This is a genomic window from Streptomyces sp. NPDC038200 (assembly GCF_055600785.1).
The window spans coordinates 34326-49137 of sequence record NZ_JBVJYH010000003.1 but is presented as its reverse complement, the minus strand read 5'-3'; the positions used below and the strand labels follow the sequence as shown (position 1 = coordinate 49137).

The 14812-nt window shown below is 73.0% G+C and carries 10 protein-coding genes; 9 read left to right on the top strand and 1 reads right to left on the bottom strand.

The genetic code is table 11. The annotated features are described in order from the left end of the window. Nucleotides 1–121 precede the first annotated feature (121 nt). The 5 genes from ACZ7KF_RS07585 (at nucleotide 122) to ACZ7KF_RS07565 (ending at nucleotide 8399) form a co-directional block, all read left to right on the top strand. The gene (locus ACZ7KF_RS07585; protein WP_471070067.1) at nucleotides 122–2305 is read left to right on the top strand and encodes an RICIN domain-containing protein; all 2184 of its coding nucleotides are present in this window, start codon (nucleotides 122–124) and stop codon (nucleotides 2303–2305) included. Between the two features lie 92 nt (nucleotides 2306–2397). Further along, nucleotides 2398–2937, top strand: a complete 540-nt coding sequence (locus tag ACZ7KF_RS07580) for a 2Fe-2S iron-sulfur cluster-binding protein (RefSeq protein WP_471070065.1) — start codon at nucleotides 2398–2400, stop codon at nucleotides 2935–2937. Continuing rightward, a complete protein-coding gene (locus tag ACZ7KF_RS07575) occupies nucleotides 2934–3929 on the top strand; it encodes an FAD binding domain-containing protein (protein ID WP_471070063.1) in 996 nt (331 codons plus the stop codon). The genes ACZ7KF_RS07580 and ACZ7KF_RS07575 overlap by 4 nt, the downstream gene beginning before the upstream one ends. A 19-nt stretch (nucleotides 3930–3948) precedes the next feature. Further along, the gene (locus ACZ7KF_RS07570; protein WP_471070061.1) at nucleotides 3949–6030 is read left to right on the top strand and encodes a xanthine dehydrogenase family protein molybdopterin-binding subunit; all 2082 of its coding nucleotides are present in this window, start codon (nucleotides 3949–3951) and stop codon (nucleotides 6028–6030) included. After that, nucleotides 6027–8399, top strand: coding sequence for a glycoside hydrolase family 65 protein (locus ACZ7KF_RS07565; protein WP_471070059.1), 2373 nt, complete (start codon nucleotides 6027–6029; stop codon nucleotides 8397–8399). The genes ACZ7KF_RS07570 and ACZ7KF_RS07565 overlap by 4 nt, the downstream gene beginning before the upstream one ends. A 4-nt stretch (nucleotides 8400–8403) precedes the next feature. Here the strand turns inward: ACZ7KF_RS07565 and ACZ7KF_RS07560 are convergent, their stop codons facing one another. Further along, nucleotides 8404–9447 carry a bifunctional class I SAM-dependent methyltransferase/NUDIX hydrolase gene (locus ACZ7KF_RS07560; RefSeq protein WP_471070057.1) on the bottom strand — a complete coding sequence of 348 codons (1044 nt, stop codon included), beginning with the start codon at nucleotides 9445–9447 and terminating at the stop codon, nucleotides 8404–8406. Between the two features lie 145 nt (nucleotides 9448–9592). Here ACZ7KF_RS07560 and ACZ7KF_RS07555 point away from each other — a divergent pair, with 145 nt between their 5' ends. The 4 genes from ACZ7KF_RS07555 to ACZ7KF_RS07540 all read left to right on the top strand — a co-directional run bounded on the left by ACZ7KF_RS07555 (nucleotide 9593) and on the right by ACZ7KF_RS07540 (nucleotide 14658). Then, nucleotides 9593–10393, top strand: coding sequence for a LytR/AlgR family response regulator transcription factor (locus ACZ7KF_RS07555; RefSeq protein ID WP_471070055.1), 801 nt, complete (start codon nucleotides 9593–9595; stop codon nucleotides 10391–10393). Between the two features lie 935 nt (nucleotides 10394–11328). Further along, nucleotides 11329–12543, top strand: coding sequence for a helix-turn-helix transcriptional regulator (locus ACZ7KF_RS07550; RefSeq protein ID WP_471070053.1), 1215 nt, complete (start codon nucleotides 11329–11331; stop codon nucleotides 12541–12543). A 224-nt stretch (nucleotides 12544–12767) separates the two neighbouring features. Continuing rightward, nucleotides 12768–13403 (top strand): FMN-dependent NADH-azoreductase, encoded by a 636-nt coding sequence (locus ACZ7KF_RS07545; protein WP_471070052.1) that lies wholly within the window; start codon nucleotides 12768–12770, stop codon nucleotides 13401–13403. Nucleotides 13404–13464: 61 nt separating this feature from the next. After that, nucleotides 13465–14658 (top strand): cytochrome P450, encoded by a 1194-nt coding sequence (locus ACZ7KF_RS07540; protein WP_471070050.1) that lies wholly within the window; start codon nucleotides 13465–13467, stop codon nucleotides 14656–14658. Nucleotides 14659–14812 lie beyond the last annotated feature (154 nt).

Below are 14812 nucleotides of genomic sequence, written 5' to 3'. Positions count from 1 at the left end.
ACGCCAGTGGTCCGGACCTTTAGCTTCACGCCTTAAACAAAGCCTCGCAGTCCGCAACGGCCCTTGGCCCCGGAGCCGTGGGGCCCGCGCCCACCCCCCACGTGAAAGGCCACCCGCATACATGGCCAGACCCCTCCCCGCGGCGGGCTCCCTCGCCGCCCTGTCCCTTGCCGCCGCCCTGCTCACGGCGGCCCCCGCGCCCGCCGCCCACGCGGCGTCCGCCGCCCTGCCCACCGGTTTCGCGACCGTCGTGAACGCCGCGAGCGGCAAGTGCCTGGACGCCAAGGCGGCCGGCACCGCGAACGGCACCGCCGTGCAGCAGTACACCTGCAACGGCACCACCGCCCAGCAGTGGAGTCTCACCGCTACGAGCGACGGCTACGTGCGGATCGGCAACCGCAACGACACCAACCAGGTCGTCGACGTCTCCGACGTCTCCACCGCCGACAACGCCGTTGTCCACCTGTGGAGCTACGGCGGCGGCGCCAACCAGCAGTGGCTGCCCGTGGACGAGGGCGGCGGCGCCTTCCACTTCGTCAACCGCAACAGCGGCAAGTGCCTGGACGACCCCGCCGCATCCACCGCCGACGGCGTGCAGTTCGTCCAGTACACCTGTAACGGCACCGCCGCCCAGCGCTTCCAGGTGACCCCCGTGTCCCAGAACTCCGACGACCCCGACCTCGGCCCGAACGTGCTCCTGTTCGACCCGTCGATGTCCTCCGCCACCATCCAGAGCAGGCTGGACTCGATCTTCAAGCAGCAGGAGACCAACCAGTTCGGCTCCCAGCGCTACGCCGTGCTGTTCAAGCCCGGCACCTACAGCGCCGACGTCAACGTCGGCTTCTACACCCAGGTCCTCGGCCTCGGCCTGACCCCGGACGCCGTCAACGTCAACGGAGCGGTGCACGCGGAGGCCGACTGGTTCCAGGGCAACGCCACCCAGAACTTCTGGCGCGGCGCCGAGAACCTGTCCGTCACCCCGAAGAACGGCGGCGACCGCTGGGCGGTCTCGCAGGCGGCGGCATACCGGCGCATGCACCTGCGCGGCAACCTCGCCCTCGACGACGGCGGCTGGTCCTCCGGCGGCTACCTCGCCGACAGCAAGATCGACGGGCAGGTGAACTCGGGCAGCCAGCAGCAGTGGCTGACCCGCAACTCCCAGCTGGGCAGCTGGGCCGGCGCGAACTGGAACATGGTCTTCGTCGGCAGCCAGGGCGTCCCGGGCACCACCTTCCCCAACCCGCCGCACACCACCGTCGCGCAGAGCCCGGTCACCCGCGAGAAGCCGTTCCTGTACGTCGACGGCGCCGGGAAGTACCAGGTGTTCGTGCCGTCCACCCGCACCGACTCCACGGGCACCAGCTGGGCGAGCGGCAGCCCGGCCGGCGCCTCGCTGCCACTGAGCCAGTTCTACGTCGTCAAGCCCGGCGCCACCGCCGCACAGATCAACGCGGCCCTCGCCGCCGGACAGAACCTGCTCGTCACCCCGGGTGTCTACCACCTCGACCAGACCCTGAAGGTGACCCGCCCGGACACCGTCGTCCTCGGCCTCGGCCTCGCCACCTTCGTCCCGGACAACGGCATCACCGCGATGTCCGTCGCCGACGTCGACGGCGTCAAGATCGCGGGCCTGCTCTTCGACGCCGGCACCACCAGCTCGAAGACCCTGGTCGAGGTCGGGCCGGCTGGCTCCACAGCCTCCCACGCGGCCGACCCGACCTCCCTGCACGACGTGTACTTCCGCGTCGGCGGCGCCGGTGTCGGCAAGGCGGCCACCAGCCTCGTCGTCAACAGCGACGACGTCATCGGCGACCACATGTGGATCTGGCGCGCCGACCACGGCAGCGGCGTCGGCTGGACCAGCAACACCGCGGACACCGGGCTGATCGTCAACGGCGACGACGTGACCATGTACGGCCTGTTCGTCGAGCACTACCAGAAGTACCAGACCATATGGAACGGCAACGGCGGCCGGACGTACTTCTACCAGAACGAGATGCCGTACGACCCGCCGAACCAGTCGGCCTGGACGAACGGCTCCACCCAGGGCTACGCCGCCTACAAGGTCGCCGACTCCGTCACCAGCCACCAGGCGTACGGTCTCGGCAGCTACTGCTACTTCAACGTCAACCCGAGCGTGGTCGCGGCGCACGCCATCGAGGCGCCGAACAACCCCAATGTGCGCTTCACCAGCATGGTGACCGTCTCCCTCGGCGGCACCGGCACCATCAGCCACGTCGTCAACAACACCGGAGGACCGTCCAACGCCGGCAGCAACGTGGCCGACCTGAAGAACTACCCGTGATCCGAACGGAGGGCCCGCGGACGTGTGAGCCGGTCTGACCTGGATACGCGGAGGGGACGGCAGCCCCGTCCGTCCGGAAGGTCAGCCCCGCCATGACCAGCGCACCCAGGCCCGGCCAGCACTCCGAGGTCACCCTCCGGGTCAACGGCAAACCCCACACCCTGCGCGTCGACCACCGGCGCGTCCTGCTCGACCTGCTCCGTGAGGAGCTGGACCTCACCGGGTCCAAGAAGGGCTGCGACCACGGCCAGTGCGGTGCCTGCACCGTGCTGGTCGACGGCCGCCGCCTGAACAGCTGTCTGCTGCTCGCGGTCGCCCTCGACGGCAGCGAGATCACCACCGTCGAGGGCCTGGGCGGCGACGGCGAGGAGCCGCACCCCCTCCAGCGGGCCTTCCTGGACCGTGACGCCTTCCAGTGCGGCTACTGCACCCCCGGCCAGCTCTGCTCCGCCGTGGGCATGCTCGCCGAGGCCGCGGCCGGCCACCCCTCCCACGTCACCGATCCCGCGGCCCCCTCCGGCCGGCCCGTCCCGCTGGACCGGACGGAGATCCGCGAGCGCATGAGCGGCAACCTGTGCCGCTGCGGCGCCTACCCCCGCATCGTCGAGGCGATCGAGGACGTGATCCCGTGAACGGCTTCGGATACCTCAGGCCCGGCAGCGTCGAGGAGGCCGTCGAGGCGTACGCCGCCCACCCCGGCGCCCGCTACCTGGCCGGTGGCACCAACCTGGTCGACCTGCTGAAACTCGGCGTGGAGCGGCCCGGCACGCTCATCGACATCGGGCGGCTGCCGCTCGACACCGTCCAGGAGCTGTCCGACGGCTCCCTGCGCGTCGGCGCCACCGTCCGCAACAGCGACCTCGCCGCCGACCCACGCGTCCGCGACCGCTACCCGGCCCTCTCCCAGGCGCTCCTCTCGGGCGCCTCCGCCCAGCTCCGCAACGCCGCCACCACCGGCGGCAACCTGCTCCAGCGCACCCGTTGCGCCTACTTCCAGGACCTGGACAAACCCTGCAACAAACGAGTGCCCGGCAGCGGCTGCGGCGCCCGCGACGGCGTCCACCGCGATCACGCCGTCCTCGGCCACTCCGACCAGTGCATCGCCACCCATCCCTCCGACATGGCCGTCGCCCTCGCCGCCCTGGACGCCCACGTCGAGCTGTACGGCCCCGACGGCACCCGGCGCCTCGCGGTCGCCGACTTCCACCGGCTGCCCGGCGAGCACCCCGAGCGGGACACCTGGATCCGCCCCGGCGAACTCGTCACCGGCGTGCTGCTCCCGGCCGCCACGGCCGGTGTCCCCTCCGCCTACCGCAAGGCCCGGGACCGGGCCTCGTACGCCTTCGCCCTCGCCTCCGTCGCCGTGGTCCTGCGGGTCGTGGACGGAACCGTCGACCGGGTGGGCGTCGCCTACGGCGGCCTCGCCCACCGTCCCTGGCGGGCCCGGCACACCGAGCTGGCCCTGCTGGGCGCCCCCGCCACCCCCGCCGCCTTCGAAGGGGCCGTGGCACTGGAACTCACCCACGCCGAGCCGTTGCGGGACAACGCCTACAAGGTGCCCCTCGCCCGCAATCTCGCCCTGGACGTCCTGAACCGTCTCGCCCCGGCACCCGCAACGGCCTGAGCCGTCACAGGAGGACCCCATGACCGGCACGACCGGCGCTGCCCTGGGCGCCCCCGCCGAACGCCGTGAAGGGCGCCAGAAAGTCACCGGCGCCGCCCGGTACGCCGCCGAGTACGACCTGCCCGGCCGCGTCCACGCCTGGCCCGTGCCCGCCGCGGTCGCGCGCGGCCGCGTCACCGGCGTCGACACCTCGGCCGCGCTCGCCCTGCCCGGCGTCCTCGCCGTCCTCACCCCCTCGGACGCCGCCGGACTGGCCGCCCCCGAGGACGGCACGCTCGCCGTGCTCCGGAGCCCGGACGTGCCCCACCGGGGCTGGTGCGTCGCCCTGGTCGTCGCCGAGACCCTGGAGACCGCCCGCGCCGCCGCCCGGGCCGTCCGGGTCGCCTACGACACCAAGCCCCACGACACCGGCCCCGCCGAGGGCCACCCGGACGCCTACGAGCCGGAGGACGTGAACGGCCAGCCGGGCCGGGTCGAGCTCGGCGACCCGAAGGCCGCCTTCGCCGCGGCCGAGGTCCGCCTCGACGTCACCTACCGGGTGCCGCCGCTGCACAATCACCCCATGGAGCCGCACGCGACCACCGCCCACTGGGACGGGGACCGGCTCACCGTCTACACCTCCAGCCAGGGCGGCACCACCGTGCGGTCCGTGCTCGCCGGAATGTTCCGGCTGCCCGAGGAGCGGATCACCGTCGTCGCCGAGCACGTCGGCGGCGGCTTCGGCGCCAAGGGCACCCCCCGCCCCGACGTCGTCCTCGCCGCGCTCGCCGCCCGGCACACCGGCCGGCCCGTCACCCTGGCCTACCCCCGCCGGTACCTGCCCACCGTGGTCGGCCACCGCGCCCCCACCGTGCAGCGGCTGCGGCTCGGCGCGCACCCGGACGGCCGGCTCACCGCCCTGCTGCACGAGGTGACCACCCAGACCTCCCGGGTGAAGGAGTTCGTGGAACACGCCGGCGCGGTCTCCCGCGTCATGTACGCCACCCCCAGCCTGCTCAGCACCCACCGCGTGGTGCCGCTGGACGTGCCCACCCCGTCCTGGATGCGCGCCCCCGGCGAGGCACCCGGCATGTACGCCCTGGAGTCCGCCCTGGACGAACTCGCCGACGCGCTCGGCATGGACCCGGTCGAGCTGCGCGTGCGCAACGAACCGCGGGCCGAGCCGGCCGGCGGCAAGCCGTTCAGCAGCCGGCACGTCGTGGAATGCCTGCGCGAGGGCGCCCGCCGCTTCGGCTGGGACGGCCGCGACCCGCGCCCCGGCGTGCGCCGCGAGGGCCCGCTGCTCCTCGGCACCGGCGTGGCCGCCGCCACCTACCCGGTCCAGGTCGCCCCCTCCACCGCCAGCGCCGAGGCCCGGCCCGACGGCACCTTCGTCGTCCGGGTCAACGCGGCCGACATCGGCACCGGAGCCCGTACCGTCCTCGCCCAGATCGCCGCGGACGCCCTCGGCGTGCCCCTGGACCGGGTGCGCACCGAGGTCGGCCACAGCGACCTGCCCCCGGCCCCGCTGGCCGGGGGCTCCTCCGGCACCGCCTCCTGGGGCTGGGCCGTGCACGAGGCGTGCGCCCGGCTCGCCGCCCACCCCGAGGAGGGCCCGACGGTCCTCGCGGACACCACCGGCGAGGCCGACGCCGACAGCCCCTACGCGCGGCACGCGTTCGGCGCGCACTTCGCCGAGGTCGCCGTCGACACCGTCACCGGCGAGATCCGGGTCCGCCGGCTGCTCGGCGTCTTCGCCGCCGGCCGGATCCTCAACGCCCGCACCGCACGCTCCCAGTTCACCGGCGCCATGGTCATGGGGCTCGGCATGGCCCTCACCGAACACAGCACCCTGGACGCCGCGTTCGGCGACTTCCCCGAAGCCGACCTCGCCTCCTACCACGTGCCCGTCCACGCCGACGTCCCGGACATCGAGGCCCACTGGATCGACGAGCACGACACCCACCTCAACCCCATGGGCAGCAAGGGCATCGGGGAGATCGGCATCGTCGGTACCGCCGCCGCGATCGGCAACGCCGTCCACCACGCCACCGGCATCCGCTTCCGCGAACTCCCCCTCACCCCCGACCGGATCCTCGCCGCGCCGCCGTACAGGGGGTGACGGTGACCGGGCCCACCTGGGAGTACGACGGTTACCGGCCCGCCGAGGAACGCCTGCGGGAGTCCCTGTGCACCCTCGGCAACGGCTACTTCGCCACGCGCGGGGCGCTGCCCGAGTGCATCGCGGACGACGTCCACTACCCGGGCACCTACGCGGCCGGCTGCTACAACCGGCTCACCTCCGAGGTCGCCGGGCGCCGGGTCGAGAACGAGGACATGGTCAACCTGCCCAACTGGCTGCCGCTGCGCTTCCGGACCGCGGGCGGCGGCTGGCTCGGTCCGGACAGCGCGCCCGTCACCGAGCACCACCAGCTGCTCCACCTCGATCCCGGCCTGCTGGAGCGCCGCACCCGCTACGGACTCGACGACGGCTCCCTCCTCGTCCGGCAGCTGCGTCTCGTCCATCTGGCCGACCCCCATCTCGCCGCCCTGCGCACCGAGTTCACCGCCGAGGGCCACCCCCTCGACCTGGAGGTGGAGGCCGCGCTCGACGGGAGCGTCACCAACGCCGGCGTCACCCGGTACCGGGACCTGGACGGCCGGCACCTCACCCACGTCCACGTCGGCACCTCCGCCCCCGGCACGGTCTGGCTGCGCTGCCGTACCCGTACCTCCGACATCCGGCTGGGGCTGGCCGGCCGGCTGACCGCCGAGGCGCCGGTCACCCATGCGAACGAGGTCCACCGTGCCGTGCAGCGGCTCCGGCTGCGCCTGCCGCCGCAGGCGACCGTCACCGTCGACAAGACCGTGGCCCTGCACACCTCCCGCGACCCGGCCATCAGCGACCCGCTGCGCGCGGCCGTGGACCGGGTCGGCGCCGCGCCCGGGTTCGAGGAACTGCTGGAGACGCACCGCGCGGCCTGGGAACAGCTGTGGCGGCGCACCGCGCTCGACGTGCCCGGCGAGGCGGGCAGCATCCTGCGCCTCCACCTGTTCCACGTCCTGCAGACCCTCTCGCCGCACACCGCCGACCTGGACGTCGGCGTGCCGGCGCGCGGACTGCACGGCGAGGCGTACCGGGGCCATGTCTTCTGGGACGAACTCTTCGTCCTGCCCTACCTCAACCTCCACCTCCCCGAGGTCTCCCGCGCCCTGCTGCACTACCGCCACCGCCGGCTGGACGCCGCCTGCCACGCGGCCGGCGAACTCGGCAGGCGGGGCGCGCTCTACCCCTGGCAGAGCGGCAGCGACGGCCGGGAGGAGACCCAGCAGCTGCACCTCAATCCGCGCTCCGGCCGCTGGCTCCCGGATCACTCCCGGCTCCAGCACCACGTCGGCTCGGCCGTGGCGTACAACGTCTGGCAGTACTGCGAGGCGACCGGCGACACCGGCTTCCGGCACGGCGAGGGCGCCGAGATGCTCCTGCAGATCGCCCGTTTCTGGGCGGACTCGGCGGCCTGGGACGACCACCTCGGCCGGTACCGGATCCGCGGCGTGGTCGGCCCCGACGAGTACCACGACGCCTACCCCGGCGCGGCCCGGCCGGGCCTGGACGACAACGCGTACACGAACGTCACCGCCGCCTGGGTGCTCACCCGCACCCTGGAGCTGCTGCGCGGCCTGCCCGAGCCGCGCCGCCGCGAACTCGCCGAGTACGCCTGCCTCGCCGAGGACGAGCCCGCCCGCTGGGAGGCGGTCTCCCGCGGACTGCACATCCCCTTCCACGAAGGGGTGATCAGCCAGTTCGACGGCTACGGCGACCTCGCCGAGCTGGACTGGGCCGGCTATCGCGAGCGGTACGACGACATCCGCCGCCTGGACCGGATCCTGGAGGCCGAGGGCGACACCGTCAACCGCTACAGGGCGTCCAAGCAGGCCGACGTCCTGATGCTCGGCTATCTCTTCTCGCCGCCCGAACTGTGCGCGCTCCTGCGGCAGCTGGGGCACCGGCTGGACGAGCACACCTGGTCCGCGACCGTGGACCACTATCTGCACCGCACCAGCCACGGCTCCACCCTCAGCGGACTGGTCCACGGCTGGATCCTGGCCCGTGCCCGCCGAGCCGACGCCTGGAGCTTCGTCCAGGAGGCGCTGCGCGGCGACATCGCCGACCTGCAGGGCGGCACCACCGGCGAGGGCATCCACCTCGGCGCCATGGCCGGCACCCTCGACCTCGTCCAGCGAGGGCTGACCGGTCTGGAGACCCGCGGCGGCGCCCTGGGCCTCGACCCGGTCCCGCTGCCCGAACTGTCCTCCTACGGCTTCACCCTCCGCTACCACGGCCACTGGGGCGTCCGGCTCCGGCTGCGCAGCGGACTGCTGGAGATCGCCGTACCGGCCTCCGGCCGCTCGCCCATCGACATCCGCCTGGGGGACCGGGTGGTGCCGGTCGGGCCGGGGGACACGGCCCGGCTGGTGCTGCCGGACTGAGGTCTCAACCCTCGGCGACCGGATACCGGTGCACCGGCGGCAGGCCCGGCAGCAGGCCGGGCCACACCGAGTCCAGCACGTGCGCGCTCGGCGTGAACAGCGGCTGGGCGAGGCGGGGCAGGTCGGCGACCTCGTGCCACTCCCAGCGGCGGATCAGCCGCGGCTCGGTGACGGCCGGTTCGCCGGTGACCGCGCCGACCTGGACGGCTGCCGTCACCCGCGGGATGCCGTCCACGTGGTCCATCAGGATCGCCCGCACCCGCGCGCCGGCGGGGTCGGCCCGCAGGGACGTCTCCTCCCGCAGTTCCCGCACGGCCGCGGCGGCGAAGTCCTCGCCCGCCTCGTTCTTGCCGCCGGGCAGCTCCCAGACGCCCCGCACCGACCAGCCCAGCAGCACCCGCCCCGCCGGGTCCGTGACGACGACACCGGCGCCGGTCAGGGCGTGCGGGGCGGGCCGCCCCTTGCCGGCGCAGACCAGCGGGACGGTGGCCGGGCCGCGCAGGACCAGCAGGGCCAGCCCGTCGGCGTCGTAGCGCTCGGCGGACTCCCAGCCCGCGCACAGCAGCCCGATCTCCTCCTCGTCCAGCGCCACACCCCGCTTCCGCTCCGGTACGGCGTCCGCGACCGGCGTGATCACGCAGAGCGCACCGCCGGGACGCAGCCGCTCCCGCAGCCGGCCGAGCACCCGGGTGCGGTCGTGCACGAACGCCCAGCCCAGCCGGGAGGTGATCACGTCGTAGGCGGCGAGGGGGAACGTGTCGAGGCTGTCGCGTTCGATGTCCAGCCGCCGGTACGTCACCCCCGTCCCGGTGGAGCGCCGGGCCTCGGCGAGCGCCACGGCGGACCAGTCGACGGCGTCCACCCGGTACCCGGACGCGGCCAGATGGCGGGCGAGTTCGCCGAGTCCGCAGCCGACGTCCAGACAGCGCCCGCCGGCCGGTGCGGGCAGGTGCTCGGCGAGCAGCCGGCGCTCGGCGGCGCCCAGCGGCCGGAACCGGCCGCCGCTCGCGTAGTGCGCGTCCCACTCCTCGGGCTTCGGGTGTGCCATCGGGCCTCCTCGTGCCGGTCGCTCCGCGGACAGGGGGAGCATGACCGGGTCACGGCCGGGACACACCGGCGTCCGCGATCTCGACGGGGGCGGCCTCGCGCCACCACCATGGGAGAGCGGCCGAGGACGAGAGGAGCTGCCCGACATGAGGGTGACCGGCGTGCCGTTGCGCGTCCTGGCCGTGGACGACGAGGAACCCGCGCTCGACGAGCTGCGGTACCTGCTGGGGGAGGATCCGAGGGTCGGCACGGTGGTGACCGCCCTGCGGGCCACCGAGGCGCTGCGCCGGCTGCGCCGGGCCATGGCGCAGGGCCCGGACGGCACGGAGGGCTTCGACGTCGTCTTCCTCGACATCGACATGCCCGGCCTCGGCGGTCTCGAACTGGCCGCGCAGCTGGCCGGTCACGCCGCTCCGCCGCTGGTCGTCTTCGTCACCGCCCACGAGGACTTCGCCGTGCGCGCCTTCGACCTCAAGGCCGTGGACTACCTGCTCAAGCCGCTCCGCGAGGAGCGCTTCGCCGAGGCCGTACGACGGGTGGCCGAGCTGGTGCGGGCCGGGCAGGGGCCCCGCCCCGCGACGCCCGCGCCGGAGGCCCCCGCCATCGGCGACCAGGTGCCCGTGGAGCTGGGCGGGGTGACCCGCTTCGTGCCCCTCGCCGACATCACCCATGTCGAGGCACAGGGCGACTACGCGCGGCTGCACACCGGCCGGGGCAGCCATCTGGTGCGGATCCCGCTGTCCACCCTGGAGGAGCAGTGGCGCTCGCGCGGCTTCGTACGGATTCATCGCAGCCGTCTGGTCGCCCTCGGCCGGATCGAGGAACTCCGCCTGGACGGCGGGAATCTGACCGTCCGGATCGGTGACCGGGTGCTCGCGGTGAGCCGGCGCAACGCCCGGGAGCTGCGGGACCTGCTGGCCGGGCGTGCGGCGGGCCGAGTGCGCTGAGCCGCTCGGTTGTCAATACCCCTTTCCGGCCGATGACTTGACGCGCGGCTTCCAGGCCACGGTGGCCGAACCCCGACGTTCCCGCGCCCGGTCCGTTCCGCCGGGGCTCCGTGGTGTTGGTCACGTTCACAAGGGCGTCGGCAGGGGCAGGGCTAGTTGCCGGGACGCACGGAGCGGCGAGCCGCCTTGCCGGGCGTACCGGGGTGGGACTTGTGTGGGGGAATGGTGAACGGTGACCGCGGCCCGAAGTTCTCTCGGGGAGTCGTCGAGGAGCGTTAACGGGAGCGTCACAGCGATTCGTGGTACTTCACCGAATGAATACGTATGGTTGTGCGAAGGGATCGAGAAGTAGGTGGCGAGGTGTGAATTCTCGCCAGCCTTGTGACGTTCGTGCGCGACTGCGGTTCACCACACGAGTAGGCAACACGGACAACTGGGTCACAGGCCAGGGGGGTTACTTGATGTCCTTCATCGTGCCGGGTTGTGCCAGGCAGCGGCTGTTTCGGCGAGACGGGGCCCATAGACCGTTCGTCCGCGGGGCGAGGCTCGTCGAGCGCTGACGCGCAAGCTGTGAGGTGCGTATTCGCGCTGGGCGGCGCACGCGGGTCGACGCAGGAGGCTTTTCGGCACCACCGGGCCGGGACCCGGGCTGCCGTACCAGGGGGCAGGGCACCCCCGCCGGCCGGAAGCGGCCGGATCACGTACGCCACAGGGGAGGCGAGGTGCTGCGTATCGATGATCCGGAACAAACGGCAGACGGGTTCGAGCGACACCCCCACGAGTTCAGAACGCCACCCGATTATGAGTCAGAGGTTGTAGTGCCCCCGCGATATTCAGTCATCACCGAGCAAACTCTTCTGGAATCTTCCTCCGAACCAGGCCGCTCCATCGCACAATCCGCCCTGTTCTGGCTCGACGGGCGGCTCGGGAAAAGCATGGAGTTAGCCGCCGCCGCGACGGAACCGACCCAGGGGGAACGGGCCGGCCGTCCGGCGCTGGAGGCGCGTATCTGGTACGCGACGCTGCTGACGCGCGTCCGCGGCCTCAGGCCCGCCGAACGTCTCCTCATCGGCGAGGCGTCCGCCGCGCACGGACCGCAGCGCCCCGAGGTGCAGGCGGCGCTGCTGCTGTGCGAGGCGGAGATCCATCTCGCCGGGGGCAGACTCACCGAGGCGACGGCGGCGGCCGAAGCGGGTCTCCGCCTGGCGGGCCAGGCCGGGAACCGGGGACTGCCCCCACGAGGACACGTGGTCCTGGCCGTGTGCTCCGTCCGCTCCCTGGACCTGACGACCGGCCTGCTGTACGCCAACCGGCTGCGGGACGCGGCGCTGCTCGGGCAGGAGAACCTCATGCCGGGCCAGTGCGTGTGGGCCGCCGCGCAGGCGCTGGAGGCGCGCGACGGCATGGAGAGCGTGGCGCACCTGCTGAAGGGCATCGTCCACGACGACGTGCTCACCCGCGACCTGCTGGTGTCCCAGCCGGCGGCGGCCCCCTGGCTGGTCCGCGCCGGACAGCGGCTCGGCGACGAGGAACTCACCGGGCGCACGGTGCGCACGATGAGCCGGCTCGCCCTGGAGAACCCCGGGTTCCGCAGCGTCCAGGCGGCGGCCGAGCACGCCGTGGGGCTGTACGAGCGCGACGTGGCCGCCCTGGAGGCCGCGTCCGACCGGCACCTGGACCCGTGGGCCCGCGCGTCCGCCCTGGAGGACGCGAGCCGGATGTGCTCCACCCGCGAGTCGGAGCGTGATCGCGCGGTCGACCTGCTCCGGCGCGCGGCCGACGCCTACCTGGGCGCGGGATCGTCCCGGGACCTGTCGCGGGTGCAGAGCCGGCTCCGCGAACTCGACGACCACGGTGGCCGGCCGGCCCGCGGCCGCACCCGGGTGAGCCGGCTCACCGACACCGAGTTCGCGGTGGCCGAGCTGGTCAGCCAGGGCCTCACCAACGGCCGGGTCGGCAGCCAGCTGTACATCTCCCCGCACACGGTCGCGTTCCACCTGAAGAAGATCTTCCGCAAGCTCGACGTGACCTCCCGCGTCGAACTGGCCCGCTCCTGGAACCGGATCCTGGTGGAAGAGCGCGGCGACTACCCCGGCGAGACCGAGCCCGGCTTCCTGGCCCGCCCCTCCATGGCCCGGCAGGCCGTGTAGCCACCCGCCCGCGGGGTCGTCGTCGCAGGTGACGGCCCCGCACCACCACCCACCACCACCGCCCTACCAACCTGAGGGATGCCGCCGCGGGGGTCCCCACCCGTAGCCTCGACCGAGGGGGACAGCGCTCCTCACCGTGTTGTGCCGCCCCGTCGGCGAGTGCCGGCCGGAAGGGACCGGGCGGGTTGTCGGATCAGCTTCACCAGATTGCCAGGAGTCCTGCCATGACCCATCTTCTGCACATCGACGCGAGCATCCGCTCCGGCGAGTCCGTGACACGGCAGCTCACCGCCGAGTTCGCCACCCAGTGGCGGCAGCACCACGCCGACGCCGGTTACACCTACCGCGACCTCGGGGCCGAGCCGATCCCGCACATCACGCACGAGGTGCGGGAGTGGCTCTTCGACCCGACCGGCGACCTGCACGGTGTCACCCCCGAGGAGCAGGCGCTCACCGAGGCGCTCACCGCCGAGGTCCGCGAGGCGACGACGATCGTGCTCGGCATCCCGATGTACAACTACACGATCCCGTCGTCCGTCAAGGCCTGGATCGACCGGCTGGTCACCCCGGCGCACATGCTGCCCCCGGGTGCCGAGTCCGGCGCGCTGAGCGGCAAGAACGTCATCGTCGTCACCGGCCGCGGCGGCTCCTACGCCCCCGGCACCCCGCGCGAGGGCTGGGACCACCAGGAGCCGTACCTGCGGGCCGTGCTGAGCGCCATCGGCCTCGCCGACAACCTCAAGTTCGTGCACGCGGAGCTGACCTTCGCCGCCATCGTGCCCGCCATGGCGCAGCTGAAGCCGCTGGGCGAGAAGTCCCTCGCGGACGCCCGGGAGACCCTGCGGAAGCTGGCCCTCTGATCTTCGGCACCACCATTTTCGCGGGCAGGTACGTTCGCACACACTGTGGGGAAGGTGCTTCATGAGCGAGATGCTCTCCTTTGAAGAAGTCTGGTCGCGCACCCATCACTTCGACCCTCCCGCGATCTTCGACAAGCTCCGGGAGGAACGCCCGCTGGCGAGAATGGCGTACCCGGACGGCCACATCGGCTGGATCGCCACCAGCCACCGGATCGTCCGCGAGGTCCTCAGCGACCCCCGGTTCAGCCACAGCCTGGAGATCGGGCACTTCCCGGTCACCAAGTACGGCGCTCCCGTACCGCAGTTCCCGGCGCTGCCGGGCATGTTCATCCACATGGACCCGCCGGACCACACCCGGTTCCGCCGCATGCTGGCGCGGGAGTTCACCGTCCGGAGCATCGCCGAACTCGCCCCGCACGTCGAGTCGGTGGCCGCCGAGCAGATCGAGGTGATGCGCGAGCACGGCGCGCCCGCCGACCTGCTCACCACCTTCGCCAAGCCGCTCGTCCTGCGGGTCCTGTCCGACCTGGTCGGCCTGCCGTACGAGGAGAAGGAGCGGTACGCCGACGCGCCCGCCATCACCCACGACCCGGACGGTGACGCCGAGGAGTCGATGGCGGTCTACCAGCAGGTCGGCGCGCTCATCGGGGAGACCATCGAGCGCAAGCGCAAGCAGCCCGGCGACGACATCATCAGCCGGCTCCTGGCCGCCGGCGAGCTGACCGACGAGGAACTCGCCAACATCGTCGCCCTGTTGCTGTTCGCGGGCTACGAGACCACCGAGAGCGCTCTCAGTGTCGGCGTCCTGGCGCTGCTGCACCACCCCGAGCAGCTCGCCGCCCTGCACGCCGACCCGTCCCGGATCGACGCGGCGGTGGAGGAGATCCTCCGCTATGTCACCGTCAACCAGTACGAGATCTTCCGGACCGCGCTGGAGGACGTCGAACTGGACGGGCAGGTGGTGAAGAAGGGGGAGACCGTCACGGTGTCCCTGCCGGCCGCCAACCGCGACCCCGCGAAGTACGGCTGCCCCGCGCACCTGGACCTCGACCGTGACACCGCCGGACACCTGGCGTTCGGCCACGGCATCCACCAGTGCGTCGGCCAGAACCTCGCCCGCCTGGAACTCCGTACCGGCCTGCGCGCCCTGCTGCGGGCCTTCCCCGACCTGAAGGCGGCCACCCCGGCCGAGGAGATCCCGCTGCGCACCCGCGGATCCGTCTTCGGCCTGAAGAGCCTCCCGGTCTCCTGGTAGCACTTCCGCACCTCCGATCACGTCCGGCGGTACGGCGGCCACCCGCGCAGCGTTGCGCGGGCCGGCCCCGCCCGCCCGCTCCGGCCGCCCCGGACCGGCCTCCCGGCCGTCCAGGGCGGTGGGAACGGCAGCCCGGCCGCCCCGGCGGCGGGCA